Origin of the sequence: Flavobacterium sp. LPB0248, assembly GCF_013388355.1 — a bacterium.
In the GTDB taxonomy this organism is placed as follows: Bacteria; Bacteroidota; Bacteroidia; order Flavobacteriales; family Flavobacteriaceae; genus Flavobacterium.
Genome location: NZ_CP058246.1, coordinates 2,493,650 through 2,510,275, shown reverse-complemented (window position 1 = coordinate 2,510,275; position 16,626 = coordinate 2,493,650). Strand labels below are relative to the sequence as shown.

The 16,626-nt window shown below is 31.5% G+C and carries 8 protein-coding genes; 3 read left to right on the top strand and 5 right to left on the bottom strand.

Going from position 1 to position 16,626, the window contains the following annotated elements:
* Positions 1-21: 21 nt before the first annotated feature.
* Complete coding sequence (sufB, locus tag LPB248_RS10365) at positions 22-1,470, bottom strand: Fe-S cluster assembly protein SufB (protein WP_177211367.1); 1,449 nt, start codon at positions 1,468-1,470, stop codon at positions 22-24.
* Positions 1,471-1,555: 85 nt separating this feature from the next.
* Complete coding sequence (locus tag LPB248_RS10360) at positions 1,556-1,885, bottom strand: HesB/IscA family protein (RefSeq protein WP_012023267.1); 330 nt, start codon at positions 1,883-1,885, stop codon at positions 1,556-1,558.
* A 319-nt stretch (positions 1,886-2,204) separates the two neighbouring features.
* Between LPB248_RS10360 and LPB248_RS10355 the strand changes: the two genes are divergently transcribed.
* Both LPB248_RS10355 and LPB248_RS10350 read left to right on the top strand, forming a co-directional pair.
* Positions 2,205-3,125 (top strand): hypothetical protein, encoded by a 921-nt coding sequence (locus LPB248_RS10355; protein ID WP_177211366.1) that lies wholly within the window; start codon positions 2,205-2,207, stop codon positions 3,123-3,125.
* A gap of 81 nt (positions 3,126-3,206) precedes the next feature.
* A complete protein-coding gene (locus tag LPB248_RS10350; RefSeq protein ID WP_177211365.1) occupies positions 3,207-4,064 on the top strand; it encodes an MBL fold metallo-hydrolase in 858 nt (285 codons plus the stop codon).
* Between the two features lie 76 nt (positions 4,065-4,140).
* Here the strand turns inward: LPB248_RS10350 and LPB248_RS10345 are convergent, their stop codons facing one another.
* From LPB248_RS10345 to LPB248_RS10335, 3 genes are all read right to left on the bottom strand, one after another.
* Positions 4,141-8,253, bottom strand: coding sequence for a T9SS type A sorting domain-containing protein (locus LPB248_RS10345; RefSeq protein ID WP_177211364.1), 4,113 nt, complete (start codon positions 8,251-8,253; stop codon positions 4,141-4,143).
* A gap of 156 nt (positions 8,254-8,409) precedes the next feature.
* Positions 8,410-9,114, bottom strand: coding sequence for a fibronectin type III domain-containing protein (locus LPB248_RS10340; RefSeq protein ID WP_177211363.1), 705 nt, complete (start codon positions 9,112-9,114; stop codon positions 8,410-8,412).
* A gap of 3 nt (positions 9,115-9,117) precedes the next feature.
* The gene (locus LPB248_RS10335) at positions 9,118-14,667 is read right to left on the bottom strand and encodes a T9SS type A sorting domain-containing protein (protein WP_177211362.1); all 5,550 of its coding nucleotides are present in this window, start codon (positions 14,665-14,667) and stop codon (positions 9,118-9,120) included.
* A 294-nt stretch (positions 14,668-14,961) separates the two neighbouring features.
* Between LPB248_RS10335 and LPB248_RS10330 the strand changes: the two genes are divergently transcribed.
* Positions 14,962-16,608 (top strand): S8 family peptidase, encoded by a 1,647-nt coding sequence (locus LPB248_RS10330; RefSeq protein ID WP_177211361.1) that lies wholly within the window; start codon positions 14,962-14,964, stop codon positions 16,606-16,608.
* The last annotated feature ends 18 nt before the right edge of the window (positions 16,609-16,626 follow it).

Here is a 16,626-nt window from a genome sequence, read left to right as displayed (position 1 = left end):
AACCTGAAACATGGAACTTTTTTAACCTACAGATCCTTCTAAAGAAATCTCTAATAGTTTTTGAGCTTCAACAGCAAATTCCATTGGAAGTTTATTCAAGACATCTTTACTGAAACCGTTTACAATTAAGGCAATCGCTTTTTCAGTCGGAATACCTCTTTGGTTACAGTAGAAAACTTGGTCTTCTCCAATTTTACTTGTAGTTGCTTCGTGCTCGATTTTTGCTGTTGGATTTTTACTTTCGATATAAGGGAAAGTATGTGCACCACAATTATTACCCATTAACAATGAGTCACATTGTGAAAAGTTTCTTGCGTTCTCAGCTCTTGGCGAGATTTGCACTAAACCACGGTAGCTATTTTGTGATTTTCCAGCCGAGATACCTTTAGAAATAATGGTCGATTTAGTATTTTTTCCTAAATGGATCATTTTTGTTCCAGTATCAGCTTGTTGGAAATTATTGGTAACAGCAATCGAATAAAATTCTCCTACTGAATTATCTCCTTTTAATACACAAGAAGGATATTTCCAAGTTACAGCAGAACCTGTTTCAACCTGCGTCCAAGAAATTTTAGCGTTTGTTTCGCATAAACCTCTTTTAGTTACGAAGTTGTAAACTCCACCTTTTCCTTCTTTATTTCCTGGGAACCAGTTTTGAACGGTAGAATATTTAATTTCAGCATCGTCCAAAGCGATTAATTCAACGACAGCAGCGTGTAATTGGTTTTCGTCACGGCTTGGAGCAGTACATCCTTCAAGGTAAGAAACGTAGCTTCCTTCATCGGCAATAACTAGAGTTCTTTCGAATTGTCCAGTTCCAGCTTGATTGATTCTGAAATACGTTGAAAGTTCCATTGGGCATTTTACGCCTTTTGGAATATAACAGAAACTTCCGTCAGAGAAAACTGCTGAGTTTAAAGCTGCATAGAAGTTGTCTTTTTGAGGTACAACAGTTCCTAAATATTTTTTTACTAATTCAGGGTGTTCTTTAATTGCTTCAGAAATTGGACAGAAAATAATTCCTTTTTCTGCCAAAGTTTTCTTGAAAGTTGTAGCTACCGAAACAGAATCGACAACAATATCCATAGCGACATTGTTCATCTTTTTTTGCTCGTCGATAGAAATTCCTAACTTTTTGTACATCTCCAATAATTCTGGATCAACATCGTCCAGCGTTTTGTTAGGATCTACTTGTTTTGGAGCTGAATAATATGAAATAGCCTGAAAATCTGGTTTTTCGTAATGTACGTTTGCCCATTCTGGTTCGATCATTTCTTTCCAAGCGCGGAAAGCCTCGATGCGCCATTCGGTCATCCACTCAGGTTCTTCTTTTTTTAGAGAAATAGCTCTTACAATTTCTTCGTTTAAGCCAATAGGGAAAGTCTCAGATTCTATATCGGTATAAAATCCGTACTCATATTCTTTAGTTTCCAGTTCGATCTTTAAATCGTCTTCGGTGTATTTGCTCATTATTTTTGTTATTGTCTAAAGTTTTGGAGTCTAAAGTTCGAAAGTCAATTGAAGTCTTTATGACTTTACAACTTTCAGCTTTTGACTAAAGAGAGAATGATTCTCCGCATCCGCAAGTTCTACTTGCATTTGGGTTATTGAAAACAAATCCTTTTCCGTTTAATCCGCCAGAGAACTCTAAAATTGTTCCGGCTAGGTATAAGAATGATTTTTTTTCTACAGCAATTTGTATGTCGTTGTCAACGAATATTTTGTCGTCTTCTCCTTTGGTTTTGTCAAATTTTAAATCATAAGACAAACCAGAGCATCCACCGCTTTTTACACCTACTCTAACGTAGTCGCTTGCGGCGTCAAAACCATCATCAGTCATCAGGTCGATGATTTTCTTTTTGGCAGTATCTGAAACTTTTATCATTGTTCTTAGATGTTTGTTTTTAATGAGCATTTTTTCTCTGTAATGAATTTAGTACAGATTTAAAACGCTAATTTTCAATGTTAAATAGAAATTATCGGCAAAGATACGACTTAAAAACCTTTTTCCATAGCGGTTCACATTATTATAACAAATGTGAAAATAGATATTACTTATTTTGATAAAATTGGTCTTGAAATGGCAAAACGAATCTTATTTTAGAAATAGCTGCAAATATCGCTCCTAAATGTTAAAAAACAAGTATTTCTACTGATTATAACCATTTTTTATTCAATATTTTTGCAGAAAATTAGGAGTAATTATGAAAAAACAAAATGAAATAAAGTGGTTTAAACCTTTGTTTGCTATAATTTTTGTTTTAGGATTAGGTGCTGTAGTCTTGGTTTTTAGCAGTGAACCTGATAAGAATAATAGTGATGCTAAAAAGGAGAGTATTACCAGCACAATGCCATTTGAAAGTAAAGAAGCAAGTGAGCAAAAGAATATTTTGGATTCTTTAAATACATTAAAAAACGCATACGATCAGGCTATTTTAGAAAAAACAGCTTTATCTAAAGAATTAGAGTTAGAGCGTAAAAATGTTGAGAATTTAGTAGCCATTATTAAAGCTTCTAATAATCCATCGGCGGAGCAGATTAGAATTTATCGAAATCAGCTTTCAGATTTGAATTCGTCATTAGTAGGAAGAATTCAGGAAATTAAAAAACTGAAATCTCAGAATAAAAATTTATTGACAGAAATAGAAAGCCAGAATGTTGTCATGTACAATCAAAAAGTAGAAAATGACACTTTGGTTTCTAAACAGAAAAAATTAGAATCGACTTTAAAAGATGCTTCAAAATTGTATTTAAGCAATTTTAAAGCTATTGCACTTCGTGAAAAAAATTCTGGCGCTGAATTGGAAACGACAAAAGCAAAGAATGCAAAAAAACTTAAAATTAGTTTTACGGTTAACGGAAATGCTGTTGCAAAAACAGGAAAACGAGTTTTTTATGTTCAGGTTTTAGATCAGAAAAATACGGTTCTGGGAGATAATAAACTGATTGAATTTGGTAATGATAAAGCGCTTGTTTATAGTTTTATAGTAAGTACAGATTTTCAAGGCAAATCGGTAAATGCTTACGGAATTTTGAATGCTGACCAGTTTAAGAAAGGCACTTATTTTGTGAATTATTTTGATAAGCAGGAAATAATGGGAAGCACTTCGATTACATTAGAATAATCAGAAAATTTGTTTTTAGCTTTAAATTTTAGCAAAAGGGATTTGAATTTTCTAGCTTTGTTCTTTTAGAAAATTATTCTCATGAAACTTTACCCAATAGAATCCGGAAATTTTAAATTAGACGGAGGCGCAATGTTTGGCGTTGTTCCGAAGACAATCTGGAACAAGACAAATCCTGCCGATGCTAATAACTTAATTGATATTGCTGCTCGATGTTTATTGATCGAAGACGGAAATCGTCTTATTTTAATTGATACGGGAATGGGCGATAAACAATCTGAAAAGTTTTTTGGATATTATTCGCTTTGGGGATCACATTCTTTAGATAATTCTCTAGCGAAATATGGTTTTAATCGTGATGATGTAACCGATGTTTTTATGACACATCTTCATTTTGACCACTGCGGAGGAAGCGTTCAATGGAATGCCAATAAAACGGGTTATGAGCCAGCTTTCAAAAATGCTAAATTCTGGACAAACGAAAACCATTGGGAATGGGCGACAAAACCCAACGCTCGAGAAAAAGCTTCTTTCTTGTCTGAAAATATCCTGCCAATGCAAGAAAGCGGACAATTGAATTTTATTGAAAGACCAGAATCTGATTTTGGATTTGCAAAAGAACTTGGTTTTGACATTTACTATGTTGATGGACATACTGAAAAACAGATGATTCCATATATAAAATACCAAGATAAAACGATTGTTTTTTGTGCCGATTTATTAGCTACAGCAGGGCATATTCCGCTTCCGTATGTAATGGGTTATGACACAAGACCTTTGTTGACAATGCCTGAGAAATCAAAATTTTTGAATTTGGCAGCAGATAATAATCATTATTTGTTTTTAGAACACGATGCACACAATCAAATTATTACTGTTGAACATACCGAAAAAGGTGTTCGATTGAAAGATGTTTTTACTTGCGAAGAGATTCTTTAAACAGAATAAATTAGACATAAAAAAATCCCATTTTCTAATTATTGAAAATGGGATTTTTATTTTTTGAAAGGGATGATTATTCTACTATAACTTTTTTAGCAGAAGCGGCATCTCCATTGATTAGATACACATAATAAACTCCTCTAGGCAAGCCAGATAAGTCGATCGTATTATATGTGTTTACATTATTTAAAGTAAAAGATTTTACTAATTGTCCTAAGGAGTTGTAAACTGTTGCTTTGTCTAATGCAATATTATTAATCGTTATTTCTCCTTTTGTTGGGTTTGGATATAAAACAACTTGACTAAACTCAGATTTGTCAATGCCTAGACTTTTACAAGTATTAGAATACGTAGTGGTCGATTCTTTGATGTTTGACCAATTTGCATTTGAATAATTCTCGTCATCAACTTGTATGCAATTTAGGGTTGTATTTCCTAGAAAGCTAGTATAGACAATTGTATCATCTGCCATTTTACCACTAACTGACGGAAGAACAAAGTTTTTATTGTTTCCATTTTGAATATTTAATGAGTTTAATGGATTAAATTCTACATAAACACGTTCAAGTAAAGGATTATGAGATAAATCTAAAGTTGTGAGTTGATTCCAAGATGCACTTAATCTTTTTAAGAGAATATTATAGCTCAGATCTAAAGAGGTTAATTCATTATTGCTACAATATAGATCTACAAGTTTTGTATTGAGAGAAAGATCTAATGCAGTAATCTTATTAAGGTCTATTATCAAATTAGTTAGTTCTGGTGCATTTGAAACATTTAATTGTGTTAAATTGTTTCGGCTGCAGTCAATAAGAGAGAGTGCTGTATTTGAGGTTAAATCTAAATTGGTAAGCAGATTTTTAGAAGTGTTTAAAAACAAAAGTTCTTTGTTGTTAGCTAAATTTATAGTAGAAACCTCATTGTAAGCAAAGGATAAATTTAAAAGCTTAGTGTTTTTTGTAACGTCTAGCGATGTTAAATGATTTGAATTTAAATCTAATTTCGTAAGATTTAAATTTTTACTAACATCTATTGTATTAATATTATTGCCACTGCAATCAAGATAGGTTAATCCTGTAAATTTTTCAATGCCTTTTAGATCATTAATATTGCTATTTGATAAATTTAAAGAAGTAATTTTTTCTAAGTTTTCCACAGAAACTTTTCCGTTTACCCCATCGTTGTCGATTCCTAATTCGATTAATTTTTTTTCAAAATTAGAATCAATTGCAGTATAAACAGTACAGTCTAAATTGTAGTTTGCAGCATCATCTTTAATGCTAGCCCATTTTTGATTAGCGTAAACTTCATCATCAACAGTAATACAAGTTAAATCTGGATTTTTTGTAAAACTTGAATTAAGATCTAAATTTTTATTATTTCCATTCTTTAAATTTAAGCTCGTTAAATTATTAGAACCACAATTTATAAAAGTTAGCGCTTTATTTTGGGACAGATCTAAAGCAGTTAATAGGTTTGACGAACAATTTAAAGTGCTTAAGTTTGAAAAGCCATTAATTCCAGTTAAGTTTTTGATGTTACTGTTCTCTACATTTAATGCGGTAATGTTTGAAATACTGGTGTTTAAAATAGTACCATTTTTACCATCTTTATCGATTTGTAAATAAATTAATTTGTCTTCAAAAGCCGGATCTGGGATTGCAGTAATCTGAGAGCAGTCAACAGTTGAGTACGATGCAGTTTTTTCTTTAAAGCTTGCCCACTTTTCATTAGAGTAAATAGGGTTATCAACCAAAATACAGGTTAGCAACGGATTTTTAGTAAAATCAATAACATATGGCGCTATCTGCATATTTCTATTGTTTCCATTCCTTAAGTCTATATTTGTAAGCGTTTTGTTTTCTGAACAAGTTAAAAGACTCAGCTTTTTATTTTGAGAAAGATCTAAACTTTTTAATTGGTTTAATTGGCAATTAAGTGAAGCCAGTTCTTTATTATTTGAAACATCAATAGTAGTTAGTTGATTTGATGAACAAGAAAAATATTTTAATTTAAGATTGTTTGAAACATCAATGTTTTGGATTTTATTGTTGGATACTGATAAGTTATCTAGAGCAATATTATTTGAAATGTCTAAGGTTGTTAGATTGTTGTAGCTAATTAGCAAATAGTTTAAAGCTAAATTTTTTGAAAGGTCAACAGTCGATAATTTGTTGGACATTACATTTAAAGATGTCAAAGCTTTAAAGCCTTCTATTCCAGTTAAATCAGAAATGTTGCTGTAATAAAGATTTAACTCTGTAACAGATTCAATAGATGAGCTCAAAACATTTCCATCTGGAGTTCCAGAATCTATTCCTAATTCGATTAATTTTTTCTCAAAATTAACATCAGGAATTAAGGTATACGAAACAGAATCATTGCAATCTAATTTAAAAATTGCTGAAGCATCTTTGCTGGCAGACCAATTTGTATTGGCGTAGCTTGTGTTATCGACTTGTATACAAGTTAAATTTTGATTATTCTTTAAATTGAAAAAACGAGTATTTATAAGAGTATTTTTTCCGTTTTGTAAATTAAGTTCTTCCAAGCTACTGTTCGTTAAAAAGAGTTCTATCAGTTTTTTATGTTTTGAAAGATCTAATTTGCTTATTTGATTATCAGAAGCATTTAATGCAATTAATTCGAGGTTGTTTGATATGTCTAAATTGGTGATATTGTTCTTTTCTAAAAACAAAGAAACTAATAAAGGATTATGTGTTAGATCTATATTTGTTATTTTATTTTCACCAATAGAGAGATCGTCCAAAAGAATGTTGTTTGTAAGATCTAATGTTGTTAGAAGGTTTTTGTGACAATAAATATAAGTTAGTTCAGGATTATGAGTAACATCTAAACTGGCTATCTTGTTATCGCCACAATTAAAAATTACAAGTTTAGTATTTTGTGAAATATCTAAAGAAGTTAACTCGTTTCTTTGACATTGTAGCCATGTTAAAGATTTATTATTAGAGACATTAAGATTGGTAATTTTATTATTAGCGATATCTAAATCTTCTAAATTTTTAAAATCCTGAATTCCTGTCAAGTCTGTTATTGAACTCGATTGCATTTGTAGTTTTTTGACATCTGCGATGTTGGCCGTGTTTACCTTTCCATCAATGAGGTCGTCATAACCTAATTCGATTAGTTTTTGCTCAAAATTAACATCAGGAATTAAAGTATATGAAGTAGTACATACGCTACTAAAACTTGCAGTGGTATCTTTTAGGTTAGACCAGTTTGCATTTGAATAAGTGGGATTATCGACTTGAATACAAGTCAAATTTGGATTGTCTTTAAAATTTAAAGTGTTGCTTTCTAGAGTATTATTTGCACCATTTTTTAAGTTTAGGCTCGTTAATTCGTTCGAACCGCAGTTTATAGTTGTTATTAATGGGTTTTGCGAAATATCAAGACTGGTTAATTTGTTGTTTTCACAATTCAAAATATCTACGGGATTGTGTGAGATATCCAAGCTAGTTAAAAGATTGTTTGCACATTCAATTCTTATTAAATCTGGATTTTGAGAAAGGTTTAGACTTGTGAGTAGGTTATTATTACAGTATAAACCATTTAATAAAGTGTTAGTGCCAACATCTAAAGTGGTTAATTTATTAAATCCACATATTAAATCTGTTAGCATAGTATTTTGCGACAGGTCTAATTGGGTTAATAAATTATTATCGCAGAATAACTGTTTAAGGGACTTATTGTATGAAATATTCAATTCTGTTATTAAGTTCTCAGTAAAATATAAAGTGTTTAAGTTAATGTTATTTGATACATTTATATTTGATATTTCGTTTTTATGAAAATACAAACTTTCTAAAGCAATATTGTAGGATACGTTCAAACTCGTTAATTTATTTTCTCCAACCGACAAATATGTTAAAGCGGTATTGTGAGATACATCTATACTTGTTAGCTCGTTACCATCGCATTGTAAAGAAACCAAAGAAGTAAAATCTTGAATTCCTTGTAGAGAAGTTATAGATGCTGCTCCAAGATATAATTCTTTTAATGATGCAGCTGTTGAAGTGAGTATTTTGCCATCGGGAGTTCCAGAATCAATGTGGAGTCTAATTAATTCCTTTTCAAAATTAACATCAGGAATTAACGTGTATTGCTGGGCATAGATTGAAAAATTTGCTATTAAAAGCAATAAAAGTAATTTTATTCTCATAGGTTCAGTTTTGGATTTAGTTATGCAAGTATACAATTTTATGAGGATAATTCTTTACGGAAAAACGTAACGTATACTGTAGAATTATAAAAAAATCCCGTTTTCAGCACTTTGAAAACGGGATTTTTTAATTTAACTAATTGTAATTTTTTAAGCTTAGTTTGTCTTAAATTTCCAAACCTGGCCTACGGTTTCACCACCTTTATTGTCTTTTGCCACAATTCTCCAGTAATACTGTGTTGTTGGCTGAAGCGTAACCTCAAATGATTTTGAACTTGCATTTTCGCTCACTTTTGCCGTTGGCGGATTTGCTGTTCCAAAATAAACATCATAAGTAAGAATATCAGAAGTGTCAACATCAGAAGCATTCCACGTTAAAGTTGTAGATGAAGTGCTAAGAGCTGCATTTATCACAGGAGCAATCAATTCTGGAGCAAACGGCAAATGATTCACTACAGCTGTTCCTGCAGTATAAAACTTAAATGTTGAAGAATAAGCGCTAGCTAGACCTTTGCTATCAGTTGCTTTAACTCTCCAATAGTAAGCTGTATTTTTCTCTAATGCTAATGCACTTGTAGAAAGAGATGAATTGTCAAGCGTATTCACGATTTGAGTAAAACCGTTATCTTTTGCAATTTGAATCTGATATACAATAGCATCTTGCTGCGCGTCAGTTGAAGCATTCCACTGAAAAGAAACATTGTTGTCTAAACATAATTTATTGTCTGCAGGTATACTCAACACGGGTACAGTAGGAGCTGTGTTTGCTGCTGGTGGTGGAGTAACGGGATCATCTCCGCCCCCGCTTCCGCAGGCTGCAAATACTAAACAGATTATTGATAAATATATAGAATTCTTCATTTCTTAATTTTTTATGATTTTAATGTATTCTGGAGTTTCTAAATTGATTTTAGCAGCATAAATTCCTGAAGGCAATTTTTCAAGATTTAAAAGCGCTCTTCCACTTTCAATATTATAAGTTCCGTGAGAAACTAACTGACCGCTAAAATTGTATAAATCAATAACAACTTCAGTTTTTGAGCTAGGAATTTCGATCTCGATACTGCCAGAAGTAGGGTTTGGATAAGCCGAAAGCATTGTTCCTAATTCATAAGAAGTAACTTTTTTAGCAAAAACGCCCTCGCAAGCTTTTGCGGTTGCTACTTCAACTAATCCAGCTTTATCTAGAGAAACTGTAAAATTGTTGTCTGTTGTTTGGAATTGCTCTGCACCATCAACAAATACGGAGAAAGGAGCTGTTCCTTCTGTAATTTCAACATTTACAGTCTTAGCACTTACGTCAGATTTTCCTGTAATGGTTGCACCTTTTTGAATAGTTATGTTGAAATTTTGCTCAAAAATCATTTCAGGAATAGTGATCTTAACTTTGTAAACCCCTGGAGCTAATGCAGAAACCTTTAAAGCATTATTTGTAAACGTATACGATTTGTCATTTATCGTTGCGTTATAAGCAAACGAAGCTTTTCCAACAATACTGATTTCTCCGTTATTTTCACCTAAACAAGATTCACCTTTAGTTTCAATAGCAAAGTTGTTTGAAGCCAAATTTAATTCGCCAGTACATTCTGTATTGTATTTAGCAATTGCATCTTTTCTTGATGACCAGTTTGTATTGGCAAAAGTAACATCGTCAACAAGAATGCAATATAATTGTGGATTAGAGACAAGTGACAAATTGTAATTTTGCATCGACGTATTTTTTCCATTTCTCATATCCAAACTTGTTAATTGGTTATTATTTGCATAAAGACCAACCAAAGCTTTGTTTTTTGTGATATCTAAAGTTTTTAATTGATTATTCGAAACACCTAGAGCAGTAAGAGCAGTATTTGATGAAATATCAATCACACTTAATTTGTTATTCGACATTTCAAGAGAAAGTAATCCAGTATTTTGAGATATGTCAATTGTAGTAAGTAGATTATCACTTGCTGATAAAGATGTTAGAGCGTTAAGATTAGATACATTTATGTTTTCGAACTTATTATTACTAATTCTTACTTCTTTCAGAAGCAGATTTTTAGAAAAATCCAAAGAAGTTAGCTGATTATTAAAAACATCTATTTTTGTTAGATTTGTATTTGTACTAATATCTAAATCGCTTATCTGATTGCTAGAAGCGTCTAAACTTGTTAATGCAATGTTTTTAGAAATATTTAAGCCGGTTAATTTGTTTCTGTAAACACTTAAAGATTTTAAAGCAGTGTTTTTAGAAACATCTAAACTGGTTAATTGATTATTGTATGCTACTACGGTTGTTAAATTGGTGTTAGCAGATAAATCTACAGATGTTAATTTATTAGTTGAAAAGTCAACCATTGTCAAGTTAACGTTTTTAGATAAATCTAAAGATGTTAATGCTGCTGAATAGCAATATAAAGTTGATAAAGATGTAAAATCTTGTATACCTGTTAAATCAGACACTTTTATTGTAGCATCGTAAAGATTCAAATATGTTATTTTTGAAATATTTGAGGTTAGAACTTTTCCATTTTCACCATCCGTATCAATTTTGCTGGCAATTAATAATTTTTCAAAATTTGGATCTGGAATTAATGTGTATCTTAAGTTCACCGGACAAGCTTGAGAAGAATACGATGCAGTCGCATCTTTAGCGATCCAATTTTGGTTAGAAAAAGCTGCATCATCAACTTGAATACAAAGCAAATTAGGATTTTCAGTGAAATTTCCAAAAATTACTCTTTGCATATTCACATTATTACCATTCTTCAAATTCAAGTTATACATATTGTTGCTAGCACAATCGATTTCTTTTAAAGCGGTATTTTTAGAAACATCTAAACTTTCAATTTTATTAAAACTTGCGCTTAAGATGGTAAGTTTTGTGTTTTTAGAAAGATCTAAAATGCTCAATTGATTCTTAGTTACATTTACATTTGTCAATGCAAGATTTTTAGATAAATCGATTTTTGTCAATGCATTGTTGCTAACGTCTAATGAAGCTAATGAAGTAAAATCTGAAATACCAGTTAAGTCTGAAATCTCACTATTTGATACATTTAAAGCAGTCACATTATTAATGCTCATTGTAGCAACTTTACCATTTTTACCATCTTTGTCAATTTGAAGAGCAATTAATTTATCTTCAAATTTAGAATCAGGAATTGGGGTATAACCTGTATGGTTTCCACATGCTATAGTCGAATAACTTGCTATTGCATCTTTAGCAATCCATTTGTCATTAGAAAATGCTGCATCGTCAACTTGAATACAAAGTAAATTTGGATTTTCTGTAAAATTTCCGAAAATCATACCTTGCATATTTACATTGTTTCCGTTCTGTAAATTTAGATTATACATATCATTAGAAGCACAATCCAACTCCTTCAGCATTGTATTTTTAGAAACGTCCAAGGTTCTAATTTTATTAAAGCTAGCACTTAAAGCAGTAAGATTTGCTTTGTCAGAAATGCTTAATGATGTGATAGCATTATTGCTACAGTTTAAACGGCTTAAACGCGGGTTGTTGTAAACACTTACAAATGTAAATGCATTATTGCTAATATTTAGATCATCGAGCAATGCATTGGTAGAAACATCCAAAGTTGTCAATTGATTTTTGCTGACATTTAATTTTGTCAGAACAATATTTTTAGCAACATTAATTGTTTTCAATTGATTGCTGCTGCAGTCTAGTGAAGTTAATGAAGCAAAGTCTTCAATTCCAGTTAAATCTTTAATGTTGCTGTTTGAAACATTTAACGTACCTAAAACGGCAATACTCGTTGATTCAACTTTTCCGTTTTTTCCGTCTTTATCGATACCTATTGCAATTAATTTGTCTTCAAAATTTGAATCAGGAATTAGAGTGTAGGGAACAATAGTTGGACATGCAGATGAAGAATAAGTTGCTGTTGCATCTTTTCTATCTGCCCAGTTTTTATTGGCATATGCGACATCATCTACTTGAATACAAGTTAAATTTGGATTACCTACTAGATATAGAGATTGGACAATGGTATTGTTACCATTTTTAAGATTCAGATTTACTAGTTTGTTTCCGCCAATAGATATTGATGTTAATTTAGTGTTTTTAGAAAGATCTAGTGTTCTTATTTGGTTGTTACCACAAGACAATTGAATCAATTCTAGATTTTTAGAAACATCTAAGCTAGCTAATGAATTTAAGGATATCCACAGATTATTTAACTTAGTATTTTGAGAAACATCTATGTTTGTCAGTTTATTGCCAGAAGATGAGAAAGTTGTTAATTCTGTATTTTTAGTCAGATTAATGCTTGTTAGCAAATTATCGTCAATGTTTAAATAAGTTAAAGCTGTATTTTTAGAAACATCAATATCTGATAGTTTATTTCCATATAGACTTAACGTCTTTAAAGCTGTATTTTTAGAAACGTCAATTTTTGTAGCTTTGTTATTTTCTACAAATAATGATGTTAGAGACTTGAAATCTTGAATTCCTGTAAAGTCTGTAATGTTTTTGCCATTTGCACTAAAGGTAGAGAGATTCTGAATGTTTTCGGTAATTACTTTTCCATTTTTACCATCTCTGTCAATACCTAGAGAAATAAGATAATCTTCAAAGTTAGAATTAGGAATAAGTGTATAAATGTTACAGTCAATGTTAAAAGTTGTTGTATTGTCTTTTGTAACATTCCAATTTGCCACAGCATCAAGATTAGCAACTTGAATGCAAGTTAAAGCAGGATTACCAGAAGTGTTTAAGGTAATTAAGGCTGTATTTTTAGAAATATCTAATTTTTTTAATGCATTTCCTGATACGTTTAAACTTTTTAAAGCAGTAAAACCTTCTATTCCACTTAAATCGGTAATTGAACTGTTTGAAAGATCTAAAGCAGTAACACTATTAATGCTAGAATTCAAGACACTTCCGTTTTTACCATCTTTATCAATTTGCAGGGCTATTAATTTATCCTCAAACTTTGGGTCTACAATGATAGTAGAAAGTGAACAGTCTAAAGTGTTATAATAAGTGAAAGCATTTTTTATTGAGGACCAAGCAGTGTTAGAATAAGCAGTGTTATCTACCTGAATGCAAGTTAAATCTACATTGTTTAAGAAAGAACTGTAATAAGGTCTTGACATAACTGTATACATATCTGTAAACGGAATGCCATCATTCAATTCAAAATTCGCATTATTTCCATTTTTGATATTCAGACTTTTCAGCTTATTATTGAAACAGTTCAGAAATATTAATGAAGTATGCTTACTTAAATCCAAAGATGTTAATTCGTTTGAACTGCATTCTAAATATTTAAGAAGTTTATTGTTACTAATGTCTAGTGTTGATAATTTATTATTACTAAACATTAAAGATTCTAAATTTGGATTTGAAGATAAATTTAAAGACGATATTAAGTTGGAAGAAACATCTAAACCTTTAAGGGCAGTATTCTTCGATACATCTATAGTTGATAGTTTTTGGCCATTAGCACGTAATTCTAGAAGATTAATATTCTGAGATACATCTAAGGAAGAAATGGCATTATTACCCCCATTGTTACCGCATAGCAAGTATTTAAGTGCAATATTCGATTTTACATCAATACTTTCTAAATAATTAGATTCGCATGATAGAAAAGATAGATTCACATTTTTACTAACATTTAATGTTTTTAAACTGTTACCATGACAATCTAGTCTAGTTAAATTAATGTTTTTGCCAACATCAAGTGTTGTTAAGCCTGTTTGGCTGCAATCTAAACCAGTTAAAGACACAAAATCTTGAATGCCTGTTAAGTCACCTACAGCACTGTTTGAAACATCTAAAAAAGTTAATTCATTAATGTTAATAGTCGGCACCTTCCCATCTGTTGCTCCAGAGTCATAACCAAGAGCGATTAGTTTTTTTTCAAAATTTAAACTAGGAATAGCAGTATATTGCTCAGTCCCTTTAACATAGACCTGAACAGCATCAATTAAAACCTCAAAAGATTGTCCGTCAAAACTAAAAGTTGAAATAGATAAATCATAAGATAAATCAGAATCAGCAGTAAACTCAATTACTTTTTCAGTCCATAAATTATTTGTTGCAAAAGCGCTTGTAGATAAAGTGCTTCCGCTTCCAGTTTGTGATATGTTTAATGCAATAGGATGCTGTCCGCTGTAATTAGAAGAAACATATTTATATCTAAACTTCACTGTATAAGTAACACCCGCTTTCATTGGTACCTGAGTTGTTACTTTAGGAGATGCAGCGTTGTAAAATAATTTTGCAACATAAGATCCTTGTGTATCCGAAATTTGATATACAGCATTGGTAGTAGTCCAGTTGTTAGGCGAAGTATTTCCTGACCATTTTTCAAACGCGCCATTTAAGACTAAGTTGGTTTGAGCATTGATAGAAAAACTTGCCAATAACAGCAATAAGAGTAGTTTTGTCTTCATAGAATAATTTTAGGATTAGGTCGCGCAAGTATACTCGATTTAAGTGGCCAAACCTTACGGGATGCCGTAAAGACTATATTATTTGTTGATTTTTTACCATTCAAAGTCATTGCAAGTATATTTTTGAATGAATAGAATTACATTTATAATGATTTGAATGATAAATATTTGAGGGTATTATAGTTTTGATTATTTTTCGTCAAAATTTCATAACACATTGTTAACAGTTAGTTTTTTGTAACAAAAAAGCATAATTTAGACCCATCTTTTAACTTTACATATATTTATAGATACATGAGTCATATAAAACCTCTTAAATTATCTGCTTTTGCATTGCTTGTTTTAGCAGGTTGCAGTGCTACAGTTCAGGCGCAGGTTTCAACTTCAAAAGAGTTTATTACAGCGCCGGCAGCAGTTGTAAAAAAAGCGCCTCTTAGCGAAAATGAATTAAAAAGATGGAGCCATCTAGATTTAATAAAAGACTCAATTCCAGGAATGAGTGTTGATAAAGCTTATGCTGAATTACTCCAAGGTAAAAAAGGGCAGAAAGTAATTGTAGGAATTGTAGATTCAGGTGTCGATATCGAGCACGAAGATCTGCAAGGAATGATCTGGACAAATAAAAAAGAAATTCCAGGAAACGGAATCGATGATGATAAAAATGGATTTATTGATGACATTCACGGATGGAATTTCCTTGGAGATGCTGTTCACGAAAATCTGGAAATGACACGTATCGTGAAAAAAGGTGACGACGGTTCTGCAGAATATAAAGAAGCTTTAGCACAATATACAGAGAAATATCAAGAAGCTTTAAAAGATAAAGAACAAGCAGATATTTTGTTAGGATTTCACAATACTCTTAAAAAAGAGTTGAATAAAACAGATTACAAACAGGAAGATTTAAAATCTATAACTTCCGCAGATCCTAATGTTTTGAGAAGTAAAGCAATTATGAATCAAATTTTCACAAATGCTGGACCAACTTTTAACCCAGAATCTGAATTAACAGAATATAGCGAGCAAGTTGAAGACCAACTAAAATACAATCTAAACAAAGATTACGACGGAAGAAAAATCATAGGTGATAATCCAGAAGATATTAAAAACAACCATTATGGTAATAATGTAGTTTTTGGTCCCGATAAAGAAAAAGCACTTCACGGAACACACGTTGCCGGAATTATTGCTCAAGTTAGAGGAAATAATTTAGGAGGAGATGGTGTAGCAAATAACGTTGAAATTTTGACAGTTAGAGCTGTTCCAGATGGAGATGAGTACGATAAAGATATTGCTTTGGCTATTCGTTATGCAGTAGACAATGGAGCGAAAGTAATCAACGGAAGTTTCGGAAAAAGCTTCTCTCCGCACAAACAATGGGTTTATGATGCTATTCAATACGCTGCTAAAAAAGACGTTTTAATTGTTCATGCAGCTGGTAACGATGGTTACAATATTGACGAAACTAAAAATATAAATTATCCGAACGATTCTAAAGATAACGTAAAAGAGTTTGCAGACAATTTAATCACAATTGGAGCAATTAATAAATCTTATGGAGAAAATGTTGTGGCTCCATTCTCTAACTTCGGAAAAATCAACGTAGACGTTTTTGCTCCAGGAGAAGAAATCTATGCAACGGTGCCAAACAATAAATACAAATATTTGCAAGGAACATCAATGGCATCTCCAAATGCGGCAGGTGTTGCAGCATTGATTCGTTCGTATTATCCGAAATTAAAAGCAGCTCAAGTTAAAAAGATTTTGATGGACTCTGGAGTGGCACTTCCTTCAATGGTTGTTTTAGGTAAAAGTGAAAATCCAGAAGAAAAACCAAAGCCTATTTCTTCTGTAGAATCGTCAAAAACTGCAAAAATGGTAAATGCTTACAATGCATTACTAATGGCAGAAGATTTATCTAAAGGAAAGTCCAAAAAATAATTTTTGAACTTTCCTGTT

Coding starts and splice junctions, on each gene's coding strand:
- LPB248_RS10360 (WP_012023267.1), bottom strand. CDS start 1,885: ATGATAAAAGTTTCAGATACTGCCAAAAAGAAAATCATCGACCTGATG.
- LPB248_RS10335 (WP_177211362.1), bottom strand. CDS start 14,667: ATGAAGACAAAACTACTCTTATTGCTGTTATTGGCAAGTTTTTCTATC.
- LPB248_RS10355 (WP_177211366.1), top strand. CDS start 2,205: ATGAAAAAACAAAATGAAATAAAGTGGTTTAAACCTTTGTTTGCTATA.
- LPB248_RS10350 (WP_177211365.1), top strand. CDS start 3,207: ATGAAACTTTACCCAATAGAATCCGGAAATTTTAAATTAGACGGAGGC.
- LPB248_RS10340 (WP_177211363.1), bottom strand. CDS start 9,114: ATGAAGAATTCTATATATTTATCAATAATCTGTTTAGTATTTGCAGCC.
- LPB248_RS10330 (WP_177211361.1), top strand. CDS start 14,962: ATGAGTCATATAAAACCTCTTAAATTATCTGCTTTTGCATTGCTTGTT.
- LPB248_RS10345 (WP_177211364.1), bottom strand. CDS start 8,253: ATGAGAATAAAATTACTTTTATTGCTTTTAATAGCAAATTTTTCAATC.
- sufB (WP_177211367.1), bottom strand. CDS start 1,470: ATGAGCAAATACACCGAAGACGATTTAAAGATCGAACTGGAAACTAAA.